Source organism: Draconibacterium orientale, from assembly GCF_900111425.1.
GTDB classification, from domain to species: Bacteria; Bacteroidota; Bacteroidia; order Bacteroidales; family Prolixibacteraceae; genus Draconibacterium; species Draconibacterium orientale.
On record NZ_FOHT01000040.1, the window covers coordinates 18,843 to 41,427 of the forward strand.

The 22,585-nt window shown below is 41.1% G+C and carries 22 protein-coding genes; 17 read left to right on the forward strand and 5 right to left on the reverse strand.

Going from position 1 to position 22,585, the window contains the following annotated elements; all coding sequences use genetic code 11:
- Positions 1-100 precede the first annotated feature (100 nt).
- Positions 101-823 carry a nucleotidyltransferase family protein gene (locus BMW53_RS18015; protein WP_038554015.1) on the forward strand — a complete coding sequence of 241 codons (723 nt, stop codon included), beginning with the start codon at positions 101-103 and terminating at the stop codon, positions 821-823.
- A gap of 386 nt (positions 824-1,209) precedes the next feature.
- Here BMW53_RS18015 and BMW53_RS18020 read toward each other — a convergent pair whose 3' ends face one another.
- Together BMW53_RS18020 and BMW53_RS18025 are read right to left on the reverse strand one after the other, a co-directional pair.
- Positions 1,210-2,499 carry an OmpP1/FadL family transporter gene (locus BMW53_RS18020; protein WP_081804725.1) on the reverse strand — a complete coding sequence of 430 codons (1,290 nt, stop codon included), beginning with the start codon at positions 2,497-2,499 and terminating at the stop codon, positions 1,210-1,212.
- A gap of 290 nt (positions 2,500-2,789) precedes the next feature.
- On the reverse strand, positions 2,790-3,623 hold the full coding sequence (locus BMW53_RS18025) for an HAD-IIB family hydrolase (protein ID WP_038554021.1): 834 nt from the start codon (positions 3,621-3,623) through the stop codon (positions 2,790-2,792).
- Positions 3,624-3,819: 196 nt separating this feature from the next.
- Between BMW53_RS18025 and dapB the strand changes: the two genes are divergently transcribed.
- From dapB to BMW53_RS18070, 9 genes are all read left to right on the forward strand, one after another.
- Positions 3,820-4,536, forward strand: coding sequence for a 4-hydroxy-tetrahydrodipicolinate reductase (dapB, locus tag BMW53_RS18030; RefSeq protein WP_038554024.1), 717 nt, complete (start codon positions 3,820-3,822; stop codon positions 4,534-4,536).
- 11 nt (positions 4,537-4,547) lie between these two features.
- Complete coding sequence (lepB, locus tag BMW53_RS18035) at positions 4,548-5,888, forward strand: signal peptidase I (protein ID WP_038554027.1); 1,341 nt, start codon at positions 4,548-4,550, stop codon at positions 5,886-5,888.
- Positions 5,889-5,981: 93 nt separating this feature from the next.
- The gene (locus BMW53_RS18040; RefSeq protein WP_038554030.1) at positions 5,982-6,332 is read left to right on the forward strand and encodes a LapA family protein; all 351 of its coding nucleotides are present in this window, start codon (positions 5,982-5,984) and stop codon (positions 6,330-6,332) included.
- 2 nt (positions 6,333-6,334) lie between these two features.
- Entirely contained in the window at positions 6,335-7,000 is a 666-nt protein-coding gene (locus tag BMW53_RS18045) for a WbqC family protein (protein ID WP_038554033.1), read from the forward strand.
- Positions 7,001-7,195: 195 nt separating this feature from the next.
- Positions 7,196-7,492, forward strand: a complete 297-nt coding sequence (locus tag BMW53_RS18050) for a transporter suffix domain-containing protein (RefSeq protein ID WP_083404964.1) — start codon at positions 7,196-7,198, stop codon at positions 7,490-7,492.
- A 118-nt stretch (positions 7,493-7,610) separates the two neighbouring features.
- On the forward strand, positions 7,611-8,045 hold the full coding sequence (locus BMW53_RS18055; protein ID WP_038554035.1) for a pyridoxamine 5'-phosphate oxidase family protein: 435 nt from the start codon (positions 7,611-7,613) through the stop codon (positions 8,043-8,045).
- A 71-nt stretch (positions 8,046-8,116) separates the two neighbouring features.
- The gene (locus BMW53_RS18060; protein WP_038554039.1) at positions 8,117-9,346 is read left to right on the forward strand and encodes a hypothetical protein; all 1,230 of its coding nucleotides are present in this window, start codon (positions 8,117-8,119) and stop codon (positions 9,344-9,346) included.
- Positions 9,347-9,449: 103 nt separating this feature from the next.
- Positions 9,450-10,031, forward strand: coding sequence for a flavin reductase family protein (locus BMW53_RS18065; protein ID WP_051567478.1), 582 nt, complete (start codon positions 9,450-9,452; stop codon positions 10,029-10,031).
- 20 nt (positions 10,032-10,051) lie between these two features.
- A complete protein-coding gene (locus BMW53_RS18070; protein WP_038554043.1) occupies positions 10,052-11,065 on the forward strand; it encodes an aldo/keto reductase in 1,014 nt (337 codons plus the stop codon).
- A 119-nt stretch (positions 11,066-11,184) separates the two neighbouring features.
- Here BMW53_RS18070 and BMW53_RS18075 read toward each other — a convergent pair whose 3' ends face one another.
- Positions 11,185-11,766 (reverse strand): porin family protein, encoded by a 582-nt coding sequence (locus tag BMW53_RS18075; RefSeq protein WP_168136373.1) that lies wholly within the window; start codon positions 11,764-11,766, stop codon positions 11,185-11,187.
- Between the two features lie 256 nt (positions 11,767-12,022).
- Here BMW53_RS18075 and BMW53_RS18080 point away from each other — a divergent pair, with 256 nt between their 5' ends.
- Together BMW53_RS18080 and BMW53_RS18085 are read left to right on the forward strand one after the other, a co-directional pair.
- Positions 12,023-12,538 carry a hypothetical protein gene (locus BMW53_RS18080; protein ID WP_038554048.1) on the forward strand — a complete coding sequence of 172 codons (516 nt, stop codon included), beginning with the start codon at positions 12,023-12,025 and terminating at the stop codon, positions 12,536-12,538.
- A 105-nt stretch (positions 12,539-12,643) separates the two neighbouring features.
- On the forward strand, positions 12,644-12,856 hold the full coding sequence (locus tag BMW53_RS18085; protein ID WP_038554050.1) for a hypothetical protein: 213 nt from the start codon (positions 12,644-12,646) through the stop codon (positions 12,854-12,856).
- Positions 12,857-12,866: 10 nt separating this feature from the next.
- Here BMW53_RS18085 and BMW53_RS21620 read toward each other — a convergent pair whose 3' ends face one another.
- The gene (locus BMW53_RS21620) at positions 12,867-13,745 is read right to left on the reverse strand and encodes a MerR family transcriptional regulator (RefSeq protein ID WP_038554053.1); all 879 of its coding nucleotides are present in this window, start codon (positions 13,743-13,745) and stop codon (positions 12,867-12,869) included.
- A gap of 195 nt (positions 13,746-13,940) precedes the next feature.
- Here BMW53_RS21620 and BMW53_RS18095 point away from each other — a divergent pair, with 195 nt between their 5' ends.
- The 3 genes from BMW53_RS18095 (at position 13,941) to rocD (ending at position 18,361) form a co-directional block, all read left to right on the forward strand.
- Entirely contained in the window at positions 13,941-14,918 is a 978-nt protein-coding gene (locus tag BMW53_RS18095) for an isoaspartyl peptidase/L-asparaginase family protein (RefSeq protein ID WP_038554056.1), read from the forward strand.
- 45 nt (positions 14,919-14,963) lie between these two features.
- On the forward strand, positions 14,964-17,018 hold the full coding sequence (locus BMW53_RS18100; RefSeq protein ID WP_074781092.1) for a BatA domain-containing protein: 2,055 nt from the start codon (positions 14,964-14,966) through the stop codon (positions 17,016-17,018).
- A 119-nt stretch (positions 17,019-17,137) separates the two neighbouring features.
- Positions 17,138-18,361, forward strand: a complete 1,224-nt coding sequence (gene rocD, locus BMW53_RS18105; RefSeq protein ID WP_038554061.1) for an ornithine--oxo-acid transaminase — start codon at positions 17,138-17,140, stop codon at positions 18,359-18,361.
- Between the two features lie 83 nt (positions 18,362-18,444).
- Here rocD and BMW53_RS18110 read toward each other — a convergent pair whose 3' ends face one another.
- On the reverse strand, positions 18,445-19,368 hold the full coding sequence (locus BMW53_RS18110; protein ID WP_038554064.1) for a hydrogen peroxide-inducible genes activator: 924 nt from the start codon (positions 19,366-19,368) through the stop codon (positions 18,445-18,447).
- A 121-nt stretch (positions 19,369-19,489) separates the two neighbouring features.
- Here BMW53_RS18110 and ahpC point away from each other — a divergent pair, with 121 nt between their 5' ends.
- Positions 19,490-20,053, forward strand: coding sequence for an alkyl hydroperoxide reductase subunit C (ahpC, locus tag BMW53_RS18115; RefSeq protein WP_038554067.1), 564 nt, complete (start codon positions 19,490-19,492; stop codon positions 20,051-20,053).
- A gap of 71 nt (positions 20,054-20,124) precedes the next feature.
- Entirely contained in the window at positions 20,125-21,684 is a 1,560-nt protein-coding gene (gene ahpF, locus BMW53_RS18120) for an alkyl hydroperoxide reductase subunit F (protein ID WP_038554070.1), read from the forward strand.
- Positions 21,685-22,585: the final 901 nt, after the last annotated feature.

A 22,585-nucleotide genomic window follows, 5' to 3' on the forward strand; every position in this document is an offset into this window, starting at 1 on the left:
TTGATGATTTGTTGAAGCACAAACAACACTCGTGTTTAGCGACTTCTGAAATCATTATTCGTTAATCTACATTCGAAATTCAAATCCTAAAATCTGAACTATGCAAGCAATGCTATTCGCCGCCGGTTTGGGCACCCGTTTAAAAGACGAAACGGCCGATAAACCCAAAGCCCTGGTTGATGTTGGCGGGAAACCGTTGCTACAGCATGCCATTGAGAAACTGAGTGATGAAGGTGCTTCGAGAATCGTGGTGAACGTTCATCATTTTGCGCCTCAGGTAATCAATTTTATAAACAGTAAAGATTGGGGCGTTCCGGTTCTTATCTCCGATGAAAGCAACAAACTGTTGGAAACAGGTGGCGGACTAAAATTCGCATCTCATCTTTTTACGCCCAACGAACCGATACTTATTTATAATGTAGACATTCTGAGCAACATTAATTTGCAGGATGTTATTTCGGCACATAAACAATCAAATGCAATTGCGACTTTAGTGGTTCGGCAGCGCGAAACGCAACGCTACTTTAAATTTGATTCGGAGCACAACCTGGTGGGCTGGATCAATAAAAAAACGAGCGAAACAAAAGTATCGCGGCCCGGAAATTTCGAGAAAGCCACAGAAATGGCTTTTAGCGGAATTCACATTGTTGAGCCACAGATTTTTGATTTTATGCCTGCAGAAGATCGCTTTTCAATTGTTCAGGTGTACCTCGAACTGGCAAAAACAAAAAGTATAAAAGGCTATTTCGACACTTCTGAATTGTGGATGGATGTTGGCAAACCGGCTCAACTGGAGGAGGCCCGCCGGATTTATGGCAGCTAATGCGTAAAAAGTTGTGTTGGTAATTCTTTTGAAAAACGACTAAGTCAGCGAAGGTTTACTGTTAGTTTTATCATTTCTGCTACCCGGCATTTACATAACTTCGCAATTCAGGATCGAATCTTTTAGCAAAAAAAATACCTGAAGAATTTATACCAAATTGACCACAAAATGCCGCATATAAATTTGTTCTTTTCCGTTTCTACTGCGTTGAAAAATTATAACGTAGCTCGGCTATGCTAAAATTTTTCGCCTTGTATAAACAGAAAATAACCGGCATATCCAATACGGCATTTTATAATCAAATTGGTATAAATTCTCCAGGTATTCATTCCCATTAAAAGGATAATCAGTTTTTACACTTTTTAATTTTGTGGCGATTCAACGGATTAAAACCGGATGTCGACACCAATGGCGGCTACATAACTTTTATCGGTTACCGACACCGGAATTCCGGCATGCAACGAACGAATTGTTTTGTCTTGCCAGAAAGCTCGTGCCACACCCAAATCAACCATAATATTTTTGGTGATGTTGTAGCCGGCACCCAGCCCGATATTGAGGTTATCGTATTTTAAGGCTTCGTAAAGCCCCATTTTTGTATAATACAATTCCATATCATCGTACATAAAATTCGTAAAACTACCCCCGGCACTCAATTGCCATTTGTCGTTTAACAAATAGGTAAATCCGAGGTTGGCAGTAAAGCAATCGCCTGCTGCGTCCGATGCATCAACATATTGGCCAGTTTCCGGATGCTGCATTTTTCCCCATTCGGCACCTTTTTGGAAATAGTAGTTAAAATCGGCACCGGCAATCAACTTACTTGTTAACTGGTAGGTAAGTCCGGTATTCAGCACTGCCGGCAAATCGCGTCGGCGTTTTGTTCCATCGCTTTCCAACTCGTAGTTCCCACTGTTATCGTCAACCTCAAACTCAAGTTTTACCCTGCTTTCATAATGAATAGCAATATTTAGTTTGTCGTTGGCCTTATAATTCACTCCCACAATTGCGCCATAACCAGTTGCACTACTTTTATAATCGATGTTTAAGGCATAATCGGGAGCCAGGTTCGAGCCAGAGAAAGTAATTCCGGCTTTGGTGTTGTTAATCCCGCGAATGTAACGACCACCAAGCGAAACGGCCACTTTTTCAGAAATGGCATAAGAAAAATTCAGCGGCACTGCCAGGTAATACGATGAAGCCTCCAGCATTTGCTTATCCAGCGAGCTATAATCACCTCCCATTACCGGAAGCATCATATTTCCGATTAAGTTGGTATTAAACGAGCCATACGGATAATCCACGGTAGCACCGCCACCAACTACATAAACACCGGTTGAAACGGCCAGCTTATTTTTTTTATATGCCGCGTAAAACATGGGCAAAAACGGATCGCTTCCATCTTGCTCGTACGAAAGCTCTCCGGCTCCAAAATTAAAGGCATGCTGCGGACTCCGAAACAACATTTGATTACTAAAACTAAGGTAAATACCATCGTGTAAAATGGCTAACCCGGCCGGGTTATAATTTACCATATCAGCACCACCATCAAGGGCTGCATTACGCACATTCGACCGAATCCATTTGGCACTCATATTGGCCAGGTTATCCATTTGTGCATGCGCCGAAATCGCTACTATGCACAGTAGCGAAAAAGATATTAAAATTCTTTTCATAATTATTTATATCGAAATTAATTTTTCCAGAAGCTTCAAAATTAGAAAAATTGGAACAATTCAACTCGTTTTTAGGCATATAATTAAACCAATGTGAAATACTGCCGCCCGGTAAAGCAACATTTTTTTGGAAAGAATAGTGTTCTCCGGAGTTCCTGCCACAAGCGCAAAACAACACCCCCGAACCAATGGCTTTAATAAGTTAAGAATTAAGCCTTACGGCCTTTCGAAAAAGAGATAGTGCTACCAACTTTAACAGAAAGAAAAGTTTCCTGTATTGGGTAAAGATGCTATGCAAATAACGACTTCACTGAAAAAGCAAAGGCATCCTCTTCGTTGCTGGGCACCACCGGATATTTATGTTTTATTTCGTGGGGCGAGTTGTCGGTTAAAAACGAGTGCATGGTAAACTCGAGCAAATCAAAATCGTTGTAATCGTTTCCCAGCCCCATGGTTTCGTCTTTCGAAATTCCCAGTCGCTTGCAAATTTCATTCACACCGTTTCCTTTCGAAACGGAATGATGAAACACCTCAATCCAAATAAATCCAGGCGTAATTGGCGACGATGCACGAATAACTCTGATCTCGGGGCATAAGGCTTCAATCTCTGCTTTCAGGCAATTAAACCGCTCTTCGTTTTGTTTAATAATAATCAGAAACTGGCACAATTCTCCTTTTGGTAAATCGTCGGTTTTTAAAGGTTCGGCATGAGCGACATTAAATTTAAAGTAACGTTCAAACTCTTCGCAATCGTCCTTCCCGCGGTAGTAATAATGTTTGTGATTATCGGGAACCGGGTAAAAAGCATGAAAGTTTACATCGCGGTTAATAAAGTGAGCTAGCAGTTTTTGTGCCGACGAAACTTTTATATTCTGGTTGGCGATCAATTCCTTTTTTTGCCAGTTGTAAACGCCTGCACCCGACGAAAAAACCACATAATCAAACGGCAAATCGGGCTGCAACACCTCTTTTACTTTCTGCAAATTCCGGCCCGTTGCTGCGACCCGAACAATCTGTTTCTCGCCCAGTTTGTGCAAGGCATCAATATTTGCGGCACTTACGGTACGGTCGTTTTTCAGAAAAGTACCATCCAAATCGGTTGCAACCAGTTTTATGTTTTTCATCACCTTCAATTATTCCGATAAAATTAGCTAAAAATCAATTGTCTGAATATTTGCGGCTTTAAATTTCTGTTAACCCTTTTCACCCCTTATCCACCTGTGTTCATCGAAATAATTTTAAGTGCATAACTACTATGGCTACATTTGAGTATTGTTTTATATTTGTGGCTTATTCTAAAAACAGATAATCAGCAAAATAATGAGAATAGCACTAATTGGCTACGGGAGAATGGGAAAGGAAATTGAAAAAATCGCGGTATCACGCGGGCACGAAATTGGCCTTATCATTGATCTCGATAATCAAAACGACCTTACGGTAGAGAATCTCAAAAAATGCAATGTTGCCATTGAATTTACTATTCCTGCATCGGCAGTAAATAATTATAAATTATGTTTCGAAGCGGGCATTCCCGTGGTTAGCGGAACAACCGGATGGCTCGATAAAAAAGACGAAGTGTATGGTAAATGTGCCGAAACCGATGGTACATTTTTTTATGGAAGTAACTTTTCGGTGGGTGTAAACCTGTTTTTCGAGCTGAATAAAAAACTGGCCGAGTTGATGGCTCCACGTGCGGAGTATGGTGTTGAAATGACCGAAGTTCACCACACCAAAAAGCTTGATGCTCCTAGCGGAACAGCCATTAGCCTGGCAGAAGATATTCTGGAAAACCTTCCGGGAAAAGATGCCTGGGTAAACGACAAAACGCCTGCCAACAATGAAATGAACATAAAATCGGAGCGCGTTGGACAAGTACCCGGTATTCACACGGTAAAATACGAATCGGAAATCGACTTTATTGAAATTACACACAGTGCAAAAAGTCGCACCGGATTTGCATCGGGCGCCGTACTGGCAGCCGAATATTGCCTTGATAACAAAGGCATTCTTACAATGAAAGACTTACTAAAACTATAAAATAAGAATTAATGATACGTTCCATCCTGACAAATAAGTGGTTTAAATTCATCACTGTAGGAATTCTTTACTCGCTTTGGGTAATCTGGCTGGGGAGCTACCTGTGGTTCCTGGGACTGGCCATAATTTTCGACATTTACATTACCGAAAAAGTACACTGGGCTTTTTGGAAAAAGAAAAACCCGCCCAACGGCAAACAAACCAAAGTTGTTGAATGGGTTGACGCTATTATTTTCGCAGTAATTGCAGCTACTTTTATTCGTATGTTTTTTATTGAAGCATACACCATTCCAACCTCATCGATGGAAAAATCGATGTTGGTGGGCGATTACCTTTTTGTTAGCAAAACGGCTTACGGGCCAAAAACGCCAAACACGCCGCTATCGTTTCCGTTTGTGCACAATACCATGCCAATTGTTGGCGGAAAATCGTACTCTGAAGCCATTCAGCGACCTTACAAACGACTGGCAGGTTTTACCGAAGTAAAGAATAACGACGTGGTTGTTTTCCACTTTCCGGAAGGCGACACGGTAGCTACAGGAGCGCCAACGCAAAGTTATTACCAGCTGATCAGATCGTATGGGCGTAACCGAGTTTGGACAGATAAAAGAAATTTTGGCGATATTATTTCGCGACCGGTGGATAAACGCGAAAACTACATTAAACGCTGTGTTGGTATTCCGGGCGATAAAATCGAAATTAAAATGGGCCAGTTGTATGTTAACGACGAGGCGCAGAAAAAGTACGATGGCGTTCAGTACAACTACCTGGTTGAAACCAACGGAACAGCAATTAATCCGAAAGCGCTCGACCGACTGCACATTTCGGAAGCCGACCGCAACACTTTTTCAAGCAAACAATATTTATTGCCGCTAACCGAAGAGGCAGCTGGAAAAATTAAAGAATTTGCCAACGTTACTTCGGTTGAAAAAATGCTGGAAGAGCCCGGCGACTGGGAACAGGCTATTTTCCCAACCGACAGTCGTTACCCCTGGAATGTTGACAATTTTGGGCCGCTAACCGTTCCGGCAAAAGGCGAAACAATCGATCTTACTGTTGATAATCTGCCGCTTTACGAACGTATAATCGACATATACGAAGCGAACGATTTGGAAGTGAACGGCGACCAGATAAAAATTAACGGAGAAGTAGCCACATCCTACACCTTTAAAATGGATTATTACTGGATGATGGGCGATAACCGCCACAACTCGGCCGACTCGCGCTACTGGGGTTTTGTGCCGGAAGACCACGTGGTTGGAAAAGCTAAATTTATCTGGCTTTCGTTGGATAAAGACAAAGGCTTCCCGGCAAACATTCGTTTTAAACGTCTGTTTACCAAAGTGCATTAACAATTTACACAAATTATATTCGTTTAAAGGATAGCAGACAACTGTTATCCTTTTTTTTATAATTTCGGGATTGATACTTGAAAACCATCAGTTATGCAGTTAATCGTTGTCATTCTACTTATTCTGGCCGTTTTGCTGGTAATTTTCACCCTGCAAAATGCTATGGACATCACCCTCAATATATTTTTCTGGGAAATTAAGGATGCTCCGTTGGTACTGGTTTTACTAAGCTGTATTTTTCTGGGTTATTTAATCTCAGCATTTTATTTTTATCCGCGCCTGTGGAAGGTAAAACGCGAATACAAACAAATGCTGAAATTCAACACAGAACTACAGGAATTACACCAGATGAACGCTACTAAAAATCCGGAGGAAGAAACCGATCCGGAAGGTATTGAACTGGACGATGACGACGATACCGACGACACCTTTTTTAAAGACTAAACATGGATAACAGAGCACTTTTACTAAGTACCGCATACTTTGCGCCGGTACATTTTTATACACGCTATTTACACCATTATGAAGTTTACATCGAACAATTCGAGAACTTCACCAAACAAACCTATCGCAACCGCTGCCAGATATTGGGAGGAAACGGGCCAATTTCGCTCGTTATTCCGGTGGTAAAAGGGCGCGGCCCTAAAGTGCTGATAAAAGATCTGCAGATTTCGTACGAAGAAAACTGGCAGCGCAACCACTGGCAAACCATTGTTTCGGCCTACAACTCGTCACCATATTTCGAGTATTACCAGGATGAACTGTATCCGTTTTTTGAGCGCAAAACAAAATATCTGCTCGACTACAACCTGCAAATTCACGAACAACTTTGCGATTTTTTTGAGGTAGAAAATAAAATCCGCTTAACCGATGACTTTGAAAAAGTACCAGAAAACACCTTCAATTTGCGCGATGGTATTTCGCCAAAACTAAAACACAGTCCTGATGCGGACTTTCAACCGCAAACTTATACCCAGGTATTCTCCGACAAATACGGTTTTTTACCGAATTTAAGCATCCTCGATCTGCTTTTTAACGAAGGGCCAAATGCTTACACCATTCTTTTGCAAAGTTTGCAGCAAAAAAAAACCATTGTCACTGAAAGTACATAGGTTTAAGATTGAATGAAATTCAAAAAAAGAATAATTGACAAAGCAGACATGAGTATTGAGTAGAGATAAAAAGCAAAATGAGTCTCAATACTCAAATCTTTGTACTCAAATCTACTTCCTTTTCTAATGGAAATTTATAGAAATTAAAGTAGCTGCAATAAAATTGCAGGGTTTTAACCATTAACTAGAAAATAAATGACGAAACAATCCCCCGCGTTTGCTGTTTTGGATTTTATGAGTCGAAAAAACAGACAAATAAAAATCGGGATTTTCTTGATGATCTTTTCCGGGGTATTCTTTGCCGCCACACTAATCATCCCGTTTTTTGATTTGCCCACCAAAACCAAAGTGGCTGCATCAACCACCAGTTTTATACTGATGGAAGTGGTGTTTTGGGCCGGAGGACTACTGGTTGGCAAAGAACTTTTCACCAAATATAAAAACCGGTTAAATCCGCTAAACTGGTTTAAAAAGAAGGAACAAAACGGTTAAAACTTAAGAATTCCCACCCAATAAAACCACTTGAATTTCACCCCGTAAGAGCAGTCTCTCATCTTGCATTTCACACCGATTTTTTGTAACTTATGTGTTACACCAAAAATCGTTATCCATGAATATAAATGACTATATTTCGTTTGCCTCAGCAAACCCGGTTTGCTATTTGGCAACCTGCGAAGGCGACCAGCCCCGTGTGCGAACCGTACTTTTGTTTTTTGCCGATAAAACGGGCTTTTATTTTGGCACGCTCTCACCAAAAGACATGTCGAAACAACTTCACCTCAACCCCAAAGTTGAAGTTTGTTTCTATAACAATCCCCACAATCAGGCACAAGCCAAACAGCTTCGTTTAACTGGTACCGTAGAATTTGTTGACGATCCGAAATTGATACACCGACTACACAAAGAACGCCTGTACCTCGACGATATCTCAGGAAGAAACCTGGAGCCGTTTAGCGAGATCTTCAAAGTAAGTGCCGGCGATGTACATTTCTGGAGCCTGAGCGATGTAATGAACGAAGAAAATATTGAACACCTGACTTTCTGACGTTTACACGCCCTGCCTACTGCCCGTTTTTGTGATAAAATCAACTTTAATCAAACTAAAAATTGATTGTCATGAAAACTTATTTATCAATTCTTATTTCGTTTTTGCTATTTGCAATGGCATCCTGCGTTCAAGATGAAGTTGCAGAAGAAGTTCTCGATGACGATGACTTGTTAAAAAGTCATCAAATTGAAGAAGGAAAATATAAAGGAATCCTCCCAAGAGCAGCCGAGTGGTATATTTCGCTACCCGAAGGCTGGGAAGACATGTATCCCCGCTACATGATTTTTTATGCCCACGGGTTGCAAGATCCGGAAGAAGGTCCCAATTTACCAAACGACACAATAAGTAACAGGTCAGTTGAGGATATTATAACCGGAATGGGATTGGGTTATGCTACCACCAGTTACCGTGATGATGGTTTTATTGCTTACGAAGCAGTAGAAGATATTCAGGCGCTACATAAAAAAGTATGTAAAGTGCTAAAAAAAATGCCACCGGATGTTTTCATTCTTGGAGGTCCATCAGAAGGAGGATTGGTTACTGCGCTTACACTTGAAAGATACCCAAAGAGCTTTGACGGAGCTCTGTCGATATGCGGTCCCATCGGAAACTTCTTTGAACAAGTTCAGTACAACGGAAATTTCCATGTTCTATTCAATTACTTCTTTGGAGAAGACCTTGCTGCGCTAGGTTACAGTATCGGCAGTCCTCTGGGAGTTGGCGAAGACATTATGGACCAGTGGCGATCAGGAGAACTTTCTGCGGCCGTGCAACAGGTTTTATATGCCGATGCATTGCAAGGAGGCCTAAAACTATTACAACTATTAACTTGTGCCCATGTAACAACAGACATGAAAGATCCGGTGGCCATGGGAACTGCAGCACTCCAATGTTTGCGTTACAACATAATGATTACCGACGATTTGATTGATCGTTTGGATGGAATTGTTCCGTTTAATAACCTGGAAACCGTTTACAGTGGTTCTATGAACGATGACGCACTAAACAACAACATTCTGCGAATTAACGCAAACAGTTACCTGGCTGCAACGATGAGCGTAAAAAAATATGAAACCACAGGCAACATCCAAATCCCGTTTGTAACCATACACACTACTGGAGACCACGTTACGCCTTTCTGGCACGATGAAATTTACCAGGGGAAGATAGTATCAAATGGTAACGAAATGCTGCACACAAGTCTTCCTGTATCGAACTTCGGACATTGTACCATTGAAGAATCGGATATTATTACAGGTTTGGGCATTGTGATTAATCAGATTGAAATGATGCCTTAATTAGCCCGATCAAATCTCAATTGCTAACGCTGCACACATCGAAAATTGAGAAGGATGAAGAGGAAGGTTTAATCAGTTTTAAAAATCAATAAAACGAATAATCATGAAAAAAACAGAGTTTGATCTGAACGGCCCAGATACAATAAAACTATCGTGGTTACTCAGTAATGGCCAGGTTTTTATGCTCAGTTGTACCAATGCCGATAAAACGATAAACGGAATAATTACAGCTTGCTGGATAACACCAACTTCTCATGATCCGCTCTTATTGACAGCATCTATTGGAAATGGAGAAGAAGGCACCGAGGCCTATCGCTTTTGTCATTCGCTGATTAACGAAACCAAAGAATTCGGGCTGAATATTCCAACAACGGAATTAACTGAGGCCATTTTAAAAGTGGGAACAACACACAGCAACGTGGTAAACAAGTTTTCAGAAGCCGGTTTAACACCCATGACCGGCAAAAAAATTAGCGCCCCGCTGATAAAAGAATGTTTTATGAATATCGAATGCAAAGTAATCATCAGTTATATCACAGGAGATCACACCGTTTTTGTAGCAAAACCGGTTGCAGCCTTTATGGATGAAGACGTGATGGTTAATGGAAAATTCTCCGATAAATATCACGACAAAAAAAACCAGGTACAAATATGCGACCTGATAACTAAATGGAATATGTGGTAAAATAAATTAAAGCAACAATTATGGAAAACAATTTAAAAAGAAAACTGGGACATTCTGGCATTGAAGTAAGTGCCATGGGACTAGGCTGCTGGGCTATTGGCGGCCCAACAAACCTTCAATCGTTACCGCTTGGCTGGGGGAAAGTGGAGGATGCGGAATCGATACGGGCATTGGAAAAAGGAATTGAAATGGGCATTAATTTTATCGACACAGCCGATGTTTATGGTGCCGGCCATTCTGAAAAATTGATTTCTCAGGTGATTAAAGGCCGTCGCGATAAATTGGTGATTGCCACTAAATTTGGAATGGGCTATAATCCGCAAACGAAGGAAGCTGTTCTCGGGATAAAAGTAACACCTGAATACACCCGAAAAGCATTGGAGAGCAGCCTTGCACGCCTGAAAACAGATTACATTGATTTATACCAGCTGCACATTGCCAATCTGAACCTGGAAGCTGCCGGACTTATTCGCGATACGCTTGAAGACCTCGTGCAGGAAGGAAAAATAAGAGGTTATGGCTGGAGTACCGACGATGAAGAACGTGCCGCCTTTTTTGCCGACGGAGATAACTGTATTGCCGTTCAACACGAGCTGAATGTTTTTGTTGGCAACAAAAAAATACTGAAACTGTGCAAAAACCGAAAACTCGCCAGCATTAACCGCGGACCACTGGCAATGGGTGTACTTACCGGAAAATACAACAACCAGTCAATCGTTCCTGAAGATGACTGTCGCTCAATCGTACATCTTTTGGGCGATGAATATTACATGTTTTTCGAAGAAGGAAAACCAAAGTCTGCACTACTGAAAGAACTGGAAGCTATCGGCGAGATTTTAAGAAGCGATGGCCGTACACTGGCACAGGGAGCACTATCGTGGATATGGGGCAAAAACAAACGAACGATTCCAATTCCGGGATTTAAAACCGTAAAACAGGTTAAAGAAAATGCCGGTGCTTTGGAGTTTGGCCCGCTTAATAAGAGCCAGATGGCAGAAATCAAATCAATTCTTAAAAGAAAGATGGTTCATTGAATTCCGATAGAAATAAACAAAAAACATTTCATACGAACGATTCAAATCACTTATTGAAGTTGTTGAAAATTAAGTGCAAAAAAAGGCTTCGATTAAAACCGAAGCCTCCTGTTTTTCTATTACAAAATTTTAAAACCAAGTGTTAACATAAACGATGTTGATTTTCCATCAACAAAATCCGGGTCGTCGTACACTTTTCCTGCATGCTCCATGCGGGCATCAAGTGTAAAGAACAGAACATCAACACCCAAACCATATTGCACCCCAAATAAATTATCGTTGAGAAACTCATCATTAAATCTATCCGAACCGTCCGGGTAATCAGCATCGGTTACAAAACTAAATACCGGGCCGGCCATAACGCGAATATCGAGTACAGGAGTTTTTACCAGTTTGTATCCCAAAAGAACCGGTACATCAACGTTTTTATAATCGAAACCTCCAGATAAGGCATTGAAAGATAAATCGCCACCTTTTTTACTAAAATAAACCTCGGGTTGAACATACAAACGGTTAACCCCTACCCGACCAAAGGCTCCCCAATGCATTTTGGTAATGGCATCTGAACTAAGGTCGTTATCTCCTTCAAAACTCATGTTTGAGTAATGTACACCGGCTTTCACTCCCAAATCAAAAAAAGGTTGGGCAAAACCAATCGTTGCAATTAAAACAAAGAGAGAAGCAAAAAGGAATCGTTTCATCTGTTTAAAATTTTTTGATTTCTGAATGTTCAAAAAATTTGAAGACATTCAGGAACTCACATAAATTTTAATCATTCTTGTTTGTGAATTTAGAATGAGGAAAATTCATGTTCGTTTCATAACTATTCGTTTTGTATTTTGTTTATAACGCTAAATTTCGGTTTCAAGTATACTTTGTTTTTATAAATGTCTCCGTATCTTTTCCACACAATTCAGGCATGAAAATTGTAAAATTTACTTTCAAAACAAATTGGCCATGAGAAAACACCTGCCATTTCTACTGATTATAAGCATCCTTCTTCTTTTTCAAAGTTGTTCGAGCCCCAGGTATATTTATGATAAATCGAGCTACGAACGACAAAAAGAATTGCGCAGCAGCCGGGGAGGAAATATTTTTGCCGAAGTAATGGTAGGATTAGGATCGGCTTTTGTTGGTGCAATGTTGGAGTGCGAAATCGACTACATTCCTTCTGAACAGCAATTTAAAAAGCTCAAACTGATAAATCCCACAAACGATACCATTTACGTGAATATGCTTACAGATTTGGTTTGGGACGATAAAAACTACTGCGATTTTATGGATATTCGTATTCCTCCGAAATTAAACTGCAAAGTAATGGTGCCCATGCACGCTGCCTACAATTTATATTTCAGTAACACCCCACAAAACGATGACGACGAGATGATTGAAATTTACACCACCGATGTAAAACGCTTCAGCCTATACCCCGGAATGACACAGGAAGCCAATACCACTTCTAAAGAAAAATAAGTTTTGTAAATAACCGATTGGTTATAAAATCTTTGTTCATTTTACTGTTTTTGATTGACTTAAGTTGTTATTTTCCCTAAATTGTAAATCATACAAGGAGGGGAAATGAAAATCTTAAAAAATAATGCAGCACCCGTTGTTGGCGTGGTTACCATTCTAACATCGATAGTTCTGTTTTTTCCAATAGCATTTGATAATCAAAGAATTTACACCATCATTATCTATACATCGATAGCGATACTTCTTTTGCTGTTATTATTTCTGATATGGGTGAATGTTTTTGCCCCCGACAAGCACAAAAACCATTACCCCGATTAGTATCAGCAACTTATCCGAGGTATTTTTTAAACTCTCGATAATCTTTAACCACCTTAAAGTTTCGGGGTAATTTCGGAGCATGTTCTTTTACCTGCCAACCGGTTATAAATACCTTTTGGTGCTGGTACAATTCTTTCAATTTTTCAAGGTAATTTTCCAAATCCTCTTTTTGAATTGGAGTGATGAATGCAGTAAAAATAAAATCCAGCTCCACGTGATTCCGAAGTTTCTCCAAATCGGCAAACGGCACAAACTGCCCCAAATAAATAACGTTGTACCCCGACTTTACCGCCAGGTAAGAATAAAACAACAAACTCAATTCATGCAATTCTTCTTCACGGAGATAAAACAGAATAGTCTTTCCCTTGGTATTGGTAATACCATGCGCATCGATAGCAGCGATCATCTTCTGCCGAATAATATTGGAAACATAATGCTCCTGCGCAGGAAAAATAGAACCAACCTGCCAAAAGGTACCAATACGCTCGAACAAGGCGAAGAATAAATTTTGCATTGCCTCTTCGATGCCATATTTCTCAATAATCTCGTTAACCAGTGCAGTAAAACCAACATTATCAAAGTTTACCATAAATAGTAGAAGCTGATCGACATAATCTGCCTCCGTTTTTTTTGTTTTGGCAACATCAAGCACCGTTTGTTTAATATCATCTTCTTTCCAGGCGGCTACTTTCGAAATTTTGTAGCCGTTGCGTACCAACAACGAAACATTCAACATGCGTTTTAGGTCGTCATCGGTGTAATACCTTATATTGGTATCGGTTCGTTCGGGCTTCAGTAAATCATACCGCTTTTCCCAAATTCGTATCGTGTGCGCTTTTATACCCGATAGGGTTTCCAAGTCTTTTATTGAATATCCTTCTGTTTTCATTTTTCGAGAAATTATGTTGTCATGCGTATCAAAACTATACTTACAACACAGGCAACCGGTTTTTTGTTTAATGTTAAAACTATAAATAATAAACAAAAATACATTACATTCTGCTCAAATAAATTTTTGAAACATTGAAGATTGAATGCTTCAACATGTTAAATTTTATGTCATTTTTGTAAGAAATTGCACACCATGTTAAAAAAGACCTTATTTCTCGCCCTGTTTTTTGTGGCAGGATTACTCACCGTTCATGCTCAGAAATACGCCATTGTTATTCATGGAGGAGCCGGCGTTATGTCGAAAGACAAAATGGATGAAAAGGCCCGCGCCAAATACAAAGCCAGGTTAAACGAAGCACTTGAGTTGGGCGAACAACTGCTAAAAAATGGCGCTGCCGCCACCGATGTTGTGGTGAAAGTGATTAACGTAATGGAAAACTCGCCACTTTTTAATGCGGGCAAAGGCGCCGTATTTACACACGACGGAGTAAACGAACTGGATGCATCAATTATGGAAGGTAAATCATTAAATGCCGGTGCCGTTGCCGGTGTTCAGGATATTAAAAATCCGATAAATGCGGCACGCGCTGTAATGGACAACTCTGAACATGTTATGCTGAGCGGCAAAGGCGCTTCGGAGTTTGCGAAAGAACAGGGACTTGAAATCGTTCCGAACAAATACTTTTATACCGAACGCCGTTACCAGTCGCTGCAAAGTTTATTGAAACACGAACGCGAGCGCACCCAAAAAGACAATACCGGAACGGTGGGTTGTGCAGTGCTCGACACGCACGGAAATTTATGCGCAGGAACATCAACCGGTGGAATGACCAACAAAAAATATGGCCGCATTGGCGACTCGCCAATTATTGGAGCCGGTACTTACGCCAACAATAAAACATGCGCGGTTTCGTGCACCGGCCATGGCGAATACTACATTCGGCTGGGTTTTGCCCGCGACATTTCGGCCATGATGGAATACCAAAATCGGAGTGTTACCGAAGCCTGTAAAAAAGAAATCGGCAAGCTGAGCGAACTTGAAGGCACCGGCGGCGTTATTGCTGTTGATGCCGATGGTAATATTGCCATGGAATTTAATACCAGCGGAATGTTTCGTGGTTACATAAAATCGAGCGGCGAAAAAGAAATTGCTATTTTTGAAAACGAATAAAAAACCTGTTGTCCCATAATAAAAAAGACACAGCAATAAAACGGCATGAAGTTTCTTTATCCAACATTTTTGTTTGCACTACTGGCAGTTGTCCTCCCAATATTGATACACTTGTTTAGCTTCAAGCGCTATAAAACCGTGTATTTTAGCAATGTCAGTTTTTTAAAAGACATCAAAAAAGAGTCGAAAAAGAAATCGAGGCTGAAACAGTTGCTCCTTCTTGCCGCACGAATTCTTACCATCATTTTCCTGGTTTTTGCTTTTGCGCAGCCTTTTATTCCCACCAACACCGATACACAAAAACAAAACAAACAGTTGGTAGCCGTTTACATCGACAACTCCTTTTCGATGAATGCCCTTTCGAAACAGGGACAGCTGCTGGAAGTGGCGCGCAACAAAGCCCTGGAGATTTGTATGGCCTACCCTCCCGGAACAAAATTCAGGTTATTTACCAACGATTTAAATCCGAAACACCGGCACATTTTTAATAAAGAACAGTTTATTCAGCAGGTTTCAGGCATTCAGGCCAGCCCAGCAGTGGTACCGTTATCGATTATTTACAACCGCTTTGCCAGCGAAACGAACGATAACGAGGCCGACAAAAACCTGTATTTTATTTCCGATTTTCAACGCAGCATTACCGACATCTATAATTTTTCGGATAACGGAATTTTCAGCTATTATCTGCCGCTGGTTGCCAACGAGGTGGCTAATCTTTATATCGATTCGTGTTGGGTGGAATACCCGGCGCACCGCTTGGGGCAGGAAGAAAATATGTTCGTACGCATTAAAAACAGCTCAAACCACAATTACCGGAATTTGCCCTTAAAGCTATTTCTGAACGATTCGATAAAATCAATAACGAATTTTTCGGTTGAAGCGAAAAACGAAATTATTGCCAGTCTGAAATATAACAATACCAACAGCGGAGTGCAGTTGGGGAAAATTGAAATCACCGATTATCCGTTTACGCACGATAACAACTGGTACATCAGTTATTTTGTGGAGCCCAAATTAAAAGCACTGGCACTTTACACCGATGCTGCCGACTCGCAGGAAGGGCTGAATTATTTACGCGCCCTCTTCAATAACGACGATTACGTGGTGCTCGACGAGATGAACCGGAAAAACCTGCAGGCCAACCGACTGAGCGACTACAACACTATATTTTTGCTGAATATCGACAATTTCTCAAGCGGCTTGTTAAACGAGCTGGAATCTGTTGTAAGCGCCGGAACTTCAATAGTGCTATTCCCGAAATGGATAAGCGACATGACGGCAGGCAACCGTTTACTGGCCACTTTTGGAGCCAACCGGATGGTGCGTATCGACTCCACAAAGCAAGATATTTCGGCCATCGATTACGAGAATAAGTTTTACGCCGATGTTTTTAAAAAGCGGGAAGAAAACCCGGTTTTGCCACAGGTTGATGGTCACTTCCGTTTTGCTCAAACCATGCAAACCGATGAACACACACTGCTGGCATTTCAAAATGGCGACAAAGCACTTTCGCAACTCAATTACCGGGATGGCAAAGTGTGGGTATTTGCATTTCCGCTGTCGCAAAAAAACGAATCGTTTGCCCGCGATGTATTATTTGTGCCAACACTGTACAATATTGTTCTGAATAGTTTGCCCAAACAGGAAATGTCGTTTATTGTTGGTAAAAACAGCTTTATCAACCTGCCCCGAAACCTGACGGTTGACCTAAACTCATCCATAGAAATCGAGCATGCCGGAACAGACGAAAAATTTATTCCAGTAAAAAATATTACCGGCAGAAATATACGTCTCGAGTTTGGCGAACAGATAACTACCGACGGCCATTACCTGATTGAAAACGACGACAATACTATTGCCTCAATGGCCTTCAATTATAATCGTTTAGAATCGGACTTGCGTTATTTTCAGAGCAACGAACTGATCACCCGACTGCAAACCAATCAATTAACCAACGCAACGGTTATTAAAGAAGTTGACCGCAATTTTTCAGAACTATTCGACGATATTCAGAACGGCCGCCAATTATGGAAGTGGTGTTTACTGCTGGCATTGTTCTTTATTCTCTGTGAAGTGCTCATTGCGCGTTTCTGGAAATAAACCTTACAGTTAATATCAACTTAATTAACTGATTTTTCTCACTGCTCTTTAACACCACTAATCCGGTTGCTTTTTCGGCGCAAAAATTGTATTTCTGCATTAAAATTAAACAACTTATTATGACTAAACTAAGTTCTGCAGACTACATGGCCAAAGAAGATAAATTTGGCGCTCACAATTACCATCCGCTGCCGGTAGTTCTATCGAAAGGCGAAGGCGTGTTTGTATGGGATGTTGAGGGAAAAAAGTATTTCGATTTTCTGGCAGCCTATTCGGCGGTAAACCAGGGACATTCTCACCCAAAAATTCTGAAGGCACTTACCGATCAGGCACAAACGCTGGCATTAACATCGCGGGCTTTTTACAACAATGTGCTGGGCGAATGGGAAGAATACATGACCAAATTGTTTGGCTACGATAAAATGTTGCCCATGAACTCGGGTGCCGAAGCGGATGAAACAGCCTTAAAACTGATTCGCAAGTGGGCTTATAAAGTAAAAGGAATACCAGGCAACGAAGCCAAAATTGTAGTTTGCGATGGTAATTTCCACGGGCGAACGATTACCATCATTTCCATGTCGAGCGATCCGGATGCCTACAGCCATTACGGGCCATACACACCCGGTTTTGTAAATATTCCGTACAACGATCTTAATCGATTGGAAGAAGAGTTGCAGGATCCGAATGTGGCAGGTTTCCTTGTTGAACCCATTCAGGCCGAAGCAGGCGTTTATGTTCCGGAAGATGGCTACCTGAAAAAAGCCAGTGAGTTGTGTAAAAAATATAATGTGTTATTTGTGGCCGACGAGGTGCAAACCGGATTGGCCCGCACAGGAAAAATGCTGGCTTGCGACCACGAAAATGTTCGCCCCGATATTTTGGTGCTGGGAAAAGCACTGTCGGGTGGGGTTTACCCGGTTTCGTGCGTGCTGGCCGACGATGAAATTATGCTGACCATAAAACCCGGCGAGCACGGCAGCACTTATGGAGGAAACCCGATTGCCGGAAAAGTGGCCATGGCTGCACTTGATGTTATTCAGGAAGAAAAGCTGGTTGAAAATGCCGAGCGACTGGGCAAAATATTCCGTGAAGAAATGCGATCGATTGATTCGCCACTGATTGAAATGGTGCGCGGTAAAGGATTGCTGAATGCTGTTGCCATAAAACCAATCAACGGAAAAACTGCATGGGATGTGTGCCTTGCCTTAAAAGAAAACGGACTGATTGCCAAGCCAACACACGAACACATTATCCGTTTTACCCCTCCTTTGGTAATTACCGAAGAGCAATTGATGCATGCAATTGAAATTATAAAAACTACGCTGAAAGAGTTTGAAGCTTGATTAGCTCATAGTAAATAAAAAAGTCCGGGGCTGTATGAATTTCGTATATACAGCCCCGGACTCTAAATATAGTTACTAACCATTCACAAACGAATCGCAAACCTCTTTAAACGCTCATTAATCATTTCATCGGGGATAATTGTTTTAAACGCATCACCAACAGCATTAATGATCCGCTCTTTCACAAAATTCTTGTGAATAACAATCGACACCTCGCGAATAGCCGGCGGGTCTTTTATTTCGCGTACATTTTTGCGCTGCTCATCACTTAACAGAGGCAAATGCAATTCCGGTATCAAAGTATAGCCACCGTTTATATCAACAATTCGCACCAGCGTATCAATGCTTCCCGCTTCGAAAACATGATTATACGGCAATTTAGTGGTGCAAAAATTAAAAACCTGGTCGCGCAAACAATGCCCTTCTTCCAGTACCCAGAGTTTCTCCTGGGGCATATTTGCAGGATTCAACGGAACATCTTTCAGCGGATGATCGGCAGCGAAATAGGCATAAAACCGTTCGTAAAACAGAGGTATCTCCAAAAAGTCGGGCTCATCAAGCGGTGTGGCCGCAATAAACATATCAATCCGGTCCTTTTTTAGCATATCAACCAAAGTGGCCGTGTTCATTTCCGATATGGTCAATTGTACTGTTGGACAGTTCTCGCCAAACGATTTAATAAAACGAGGCACCAGATAGTTGGCCAAAGTGGGAATAACACCAACATGTAAGGCCCCACTTAACGAATCCGTTTCATTCGATACCAATTCACCGATTTTTTGTATCTCTTTTATCGACCGCTCAGCCTGTTCAATAATTTTTTTGCCCAGCGCAGTTGGCTCTATCGGGTGTTTCGACCGGTCAAAAATATCAACTTCCAGTTCGGCCTCCAGCTTTTGTATCATCGTACTTAAAGTAGGTTGTGTAACCCCACATTGTTTCGATGCAGTTACAAAATGCCGGTATTTATTCACCGCCAAAATATATTCCAATTGTTGCAATGTCATAATATTGATTTTATCAATACAAATATACAATTTATCTGTTTGATTAATAAATCAACTCGCATTATGTTTGCAACAGAATTTTAGAACAACACAATTAAGTTAAATATTTAAAGAAAAAATTATGTCACAAATTGGAAAACAAGTAGTAGATTTTGAAGTACAAGCATTTGCAAACAACGCTTTTAAAACCGTAAAAAAAGAAGATGTATTAGGTAAATGGTCAATCTTTTTCTTCTACCCTGCCGATTTCACTTTCGTGTGTCCTACCGAGCTGGAAGACCTGGCAAACAAGTACGAAGAATTTAAAGCCACCGGCGCAGAAATTTACTCGGTTTCAACCGATACACACTTTGTTCATAAAGCATGGCACGACACTTCAGATACAATCAAAAAAATCAATTACCCGATGTTGGCCGATCCAACAGGTGTTTTAGCTCGCGGATTTGATGTAATGATTGAAGAAGCAGGTTTGGCCGAGCGTGGAACTTTTATTGTAAATCCACAAGGCGAAATTGTTGCTTACGAAGTTGTAGCCGGAAACGTTGGAAGAAATGCAGACGAGCTGCTTCGTCGTTTGAAAGCACTTCAGTTTGTTGCTGAGCACCCATCGGAAGTGTGTCCTGCAAAATGGCAAGAAGGACAGAAAACATTAGAGCCAAGCATCGACCTTGTTGGTGTGATCTAATAATACGCCAGAAAAGAAACTCAAAAAACCAGGAGCAGCATTTTTTGCTGCTCCTTCAAAAAACCAAAGTCATGTTACAACAAACCATTAAAGATAAATTACAAGAAGTTTTCAGCCCGCTAAAAAACAATTACACCTTTCAGGTTGCAGTTGCAAATTCACATCCAGACAAAGCCCAACTAACCGGTTTGTTGGATGATGTTGCATCTACTTCTGAAAAAATTAATGTTACTGCTGAAGAAGGAAAAGGGCTGGAATTTACTATTTTAAAAAACAATACGCCTACGAATATTATTTTTCGTGCAATACCCAACGGACACGAATTTCCATCGTTGTTAACCGCAATTTTAAACCTCGACGGTATTGGCAAGAACCTTCCTGACGAAGCGGTTGCCAATCAAATTAAAGGATTAAAAGGCGAGATTGTGCTGAAAAGCTACATTTCCTTAACCTGCACCAATTGCCCCGAAGTGGTTCAGGCCTTGAATGTTTTAACCTTGTTAAACCCAAATATTCGTCACGAAATTATCGACGGACAAATTAACAAGGAAGAAGTTGAAGCGCTGGGAATACAAGCTGTTCCAACGGTTTACGCCAATGGCGAACAATTGCATGTAGGCCGTTCATCAATTGGTGAGTTGCTGGCAAAACTGGAAGACAAAGTAGGATCGGAACCGGTTGCAAGTGCACCCGTTGAAAAAGAATACGATGTAGTTGTTGTAGGCGGCGGACCTGCCGGAGTTTCTGCTGCAGTTTATTCAGCACGAAAAGGATTTTCGGTAGCATTGGTTGCCGAGAAAGTTGGAGGCCAGCTGAACGAAACCGTTTCAATCGAAAACATGATTTCGATCCCTCAGACTACCGGAACAAAACTTTCGGCCGATTTAATGAGCCACTTAAGAGACTACCCAATCGACGTACTTGAAAACCGCCGGGTTGAAAACGTATCATTAAAAGACGGCCTTAAAGAAGTGAAAACTTCGTTAAACGAAACATTTAAAACTCCGGCACTGATTATTGCTACCGGTGCCAGCTGGAGACGTTTGGGCGTTCCCGGAGAAAACGAATACATCGGTTCTGGCGTGGCATTCTGTACGCACTGCGACGGCCCGTTTTACAAAGGCAAAAAAGTGGTTGTTGTGGGTGGAGGAAACTCTGGCTTGGAAGCTGCCATCGACCTTTCATCAATTGCAGCCGAAGTTACAGTGCTTGAGTTTATGGACGAGCTAAAAGGCGACCAGGTTCTGCAAGACAAGCTAAAAACATTACCGAATGTAAAAATTCACACCAATGCGCAAACAACTGCCGTTAAAGGTGATGGCAACAAAGTTATCGCATTGGAATACAAAAACAGAGAAACAGAAAAAACAGAAACAATTACCACTGATGGCGTATTCGTTCAGATTGGATTGCAAGCCAACAGTAAGGTATTCTCCGAAATGGTTGATACCAACCGGATAGGAGAAATTGAGATTGACGCACATTGCCGTACAAAACAAGCGGGCATTTACGCCGCCGGAGATGTTTCGGTGGTGCCTTACAAACAAATTGTAATTGCAATGGGCGAAGGATCGAAAGCTGCCCTCTCAGCCTTTGAAGACAAGATTAAAAATAAACTGGTTCAGAATTAACAACTGATAATTAACAGTGATACATTTTCGTTTTTAATTTATCCCGGCATTTTGTCGGGATTTTTTTTGTCTGGATACCCCGACGTTTCCGGTCGGGATTTCGCTTCGCTCAACTGGATACTGGATGCTGGAATCTCGATACTCGCTGCTCAACCCACGAATCACTTTTGCCTTGCGAAGGATTAAAAGAAGAAATGCTTAAATGCTTTATTGCACTAATGCTTAAATGAGAACTTGCAGCTCGTGTCACACAGCTAGAAGCGACTTTTGCCTTTTTACTTGATTCATCCGTCCTACTTTATCACTACCTCTTCCAATCGGTAGAAGCAATCTCCGCCTATCAACTCACCGCTAGTAGCTCGTGGCTAGCGGCTACTTTTGCCTTTTTACTTTTTACTTTTGCCTTGCGAAGGATTGAAAGAAAAATGCATAAATGCTTTATTGCGATAATGCTTAAATGAGAACTCGCAGTTCGGATAATCGAGAAATTGAAAAAGGATATCGGATGCTGGATACCAGATGCTATAGAATTGTTTGATTGTTTTGTTTAAACGCTCCAAGTTTTTTTTGTGCTGCCATATAACCTTATTCCCTCCTCAGAAAACCTTAGTAGCCATCATTGTTCCCCCTGCAATAACCTTATAAACCTTATTTTTTGTAGAGTCTTTGGATATTGGGTATTGAACATTCAATATTGGGTATTGAACATTCAATATTGGATATTGATTTCTGGATACTCAATCCTCGCAGCTCGGATAATTGAAAAAGGATGTCATCTTTACATTTTTAAACATTAGTGTCCGGTAAAAATTTACCGGGCAGTACATTTTAAAGAACCACCCGGTATGTCTACTTTTGAGTTACCACACCAAAAAGTTAGACATGGGTAAAAATACAATTT

Coding starts and splice junctions, on each gene's coding strand:
- BMW53_RS18015 (WP_038554015.1), top strand. CDS start 101: ATGCAAGCAATGCTATTCGCCGCCGGTTTGGGCACCCGTTTAAAAGAC.
- BMW53_RS18020 (WP_081804725.1), bottom strand. CDS start 2,499: ATGAAAAGAATTTTAATATCTTTTTCGCTACTGTGCATAGTAGCGATT.
- BMW53_RS18025 (WP_038554021.1), bottom strand. CDS start 3,623: ATGAAAAACATAAAACTGGTTGCAACCGATTTGGATGGTACTTTTCTG.
- dapB (WP_038554024.1), top strand. CDS start 3,820: ATGAGAATAGCACTAATTGGCTACGGGAGAATGGGAAAGGAAATTGAA.
- lepB (WP_038554027.1), top strand. CDS start 4,548: ATGATACGTTCCATCCTGACAAATAAGTGGTTTAAATTCATCACTGTA.
- BMW53_RS18040 (WP_038554030.1), top strand. CDS start 5,982: ATGCAGTTAATCGTTGTCATTCTACTTATTCTGGCCGTTTTGCTGGTA.
- BMW53_RS18045 (WP_038554033.1), top strand. CDS start 6,335: ATGGATAACAGAGCACTTTTACTAAGTACCGCATACTTTGCGCCGGTA.
- BMW53_RS18050 (WP_083404964.1), top strand. CDS start 7,196: ATGACGAAACAATCCCCCGCGTTTGCTGTTTTGGATTTTATGAGTCGA.
- BMW53_RS18055 (WP_038554035.1), top strand. CDS start 7,611: ATGAATATAAATGACTATATTTCGTTTGCCTCAGCAAACCCGGTTTGC.
- BMW53_RS18060 (WP_038554039.1), top strand. CDS start 8,117: ATGAAAACTTATTTATCAATTCTTATTTCGTTTTTGCTATTTGCAATG.
- BMW53_RS18065 (WP_051567478.1), top strand. CDS start 9,450: ATGAAAAAAACAGAGTTTGATCTGAACGGCCCAGATACAATAAAACTA.
- BMW53_RS18070 (WP_038554043.1), top strand. CDS start 10,052: ATGGAAAACAATTTAAAAAGAAAACTGGGACATTCTGGCATTGAAGTA.
- BMW53_RS18075 (WP_168136373.1), bottom strand. CDS start 11,766: ATGAAACGATTCCTTTTTGCTTCTCTCTTTGTTTTAATTGCAACGATT.
- BMW53_RS18080 (WP_038554048.1), top strand. CDS start 12,023: ATGAGAAAACACCTGCCATTTCTACTGATTATAAGCATCCTTCTTCTT.
- BMW53_RS18085 (WP_038554050.1), top strand. CDS start 12,644: ATGAAAATCTTAAAAAATAATGCAGCACCCGTTGTTGGCGTGGTTACC.
- BMW53_RS21620 (WP_038554053.1), bottom strand. CDS start 13,745: ATGAAAACAGAAGGATATTCAATAAAAGACTTGGAAACCCTATCGGGT.
- BMW53_RS18095 (WP_038554056.1), top strand. CDS start 13,941: ATGTTAAAAAAGACCTTATTTCTCGCCCTGTTTTTTGTGGCAGGATTA.
- BMW53_RS18100 (WP_074781092.1), top strand. CDS start 14,964: ATGAAGTTTCTTTATCCAACATTTTTGTTTGCACTACTGGCAGTTGTC.
- rocD (WP_038554061.1), top strand. CDS start 17,138: ATGACTAAACTAAGTTCTGCAGACTACATGGCCAAAGAAGATAAATTT.
- BMW53_RS18110 (WP_038554064.1), bottom strand. CDS start 19,368: ATGACATTGCAACAATTGGAATATATTTTGGCGGTGAATAAATACCGG.
- ahpC (WP_038554067.1), top strand. CDS start 19,490: ATGTCACAAATTGGAAAACAAGTAGTAGATTTTGAAGTACAAGCATTT.
- ahpF (WP_038554070.1), top strand. CDS start 20,125: ATGTTACAACAAACCATTAAAGATAAATTACAAGAAGTTTTCAGCCCG.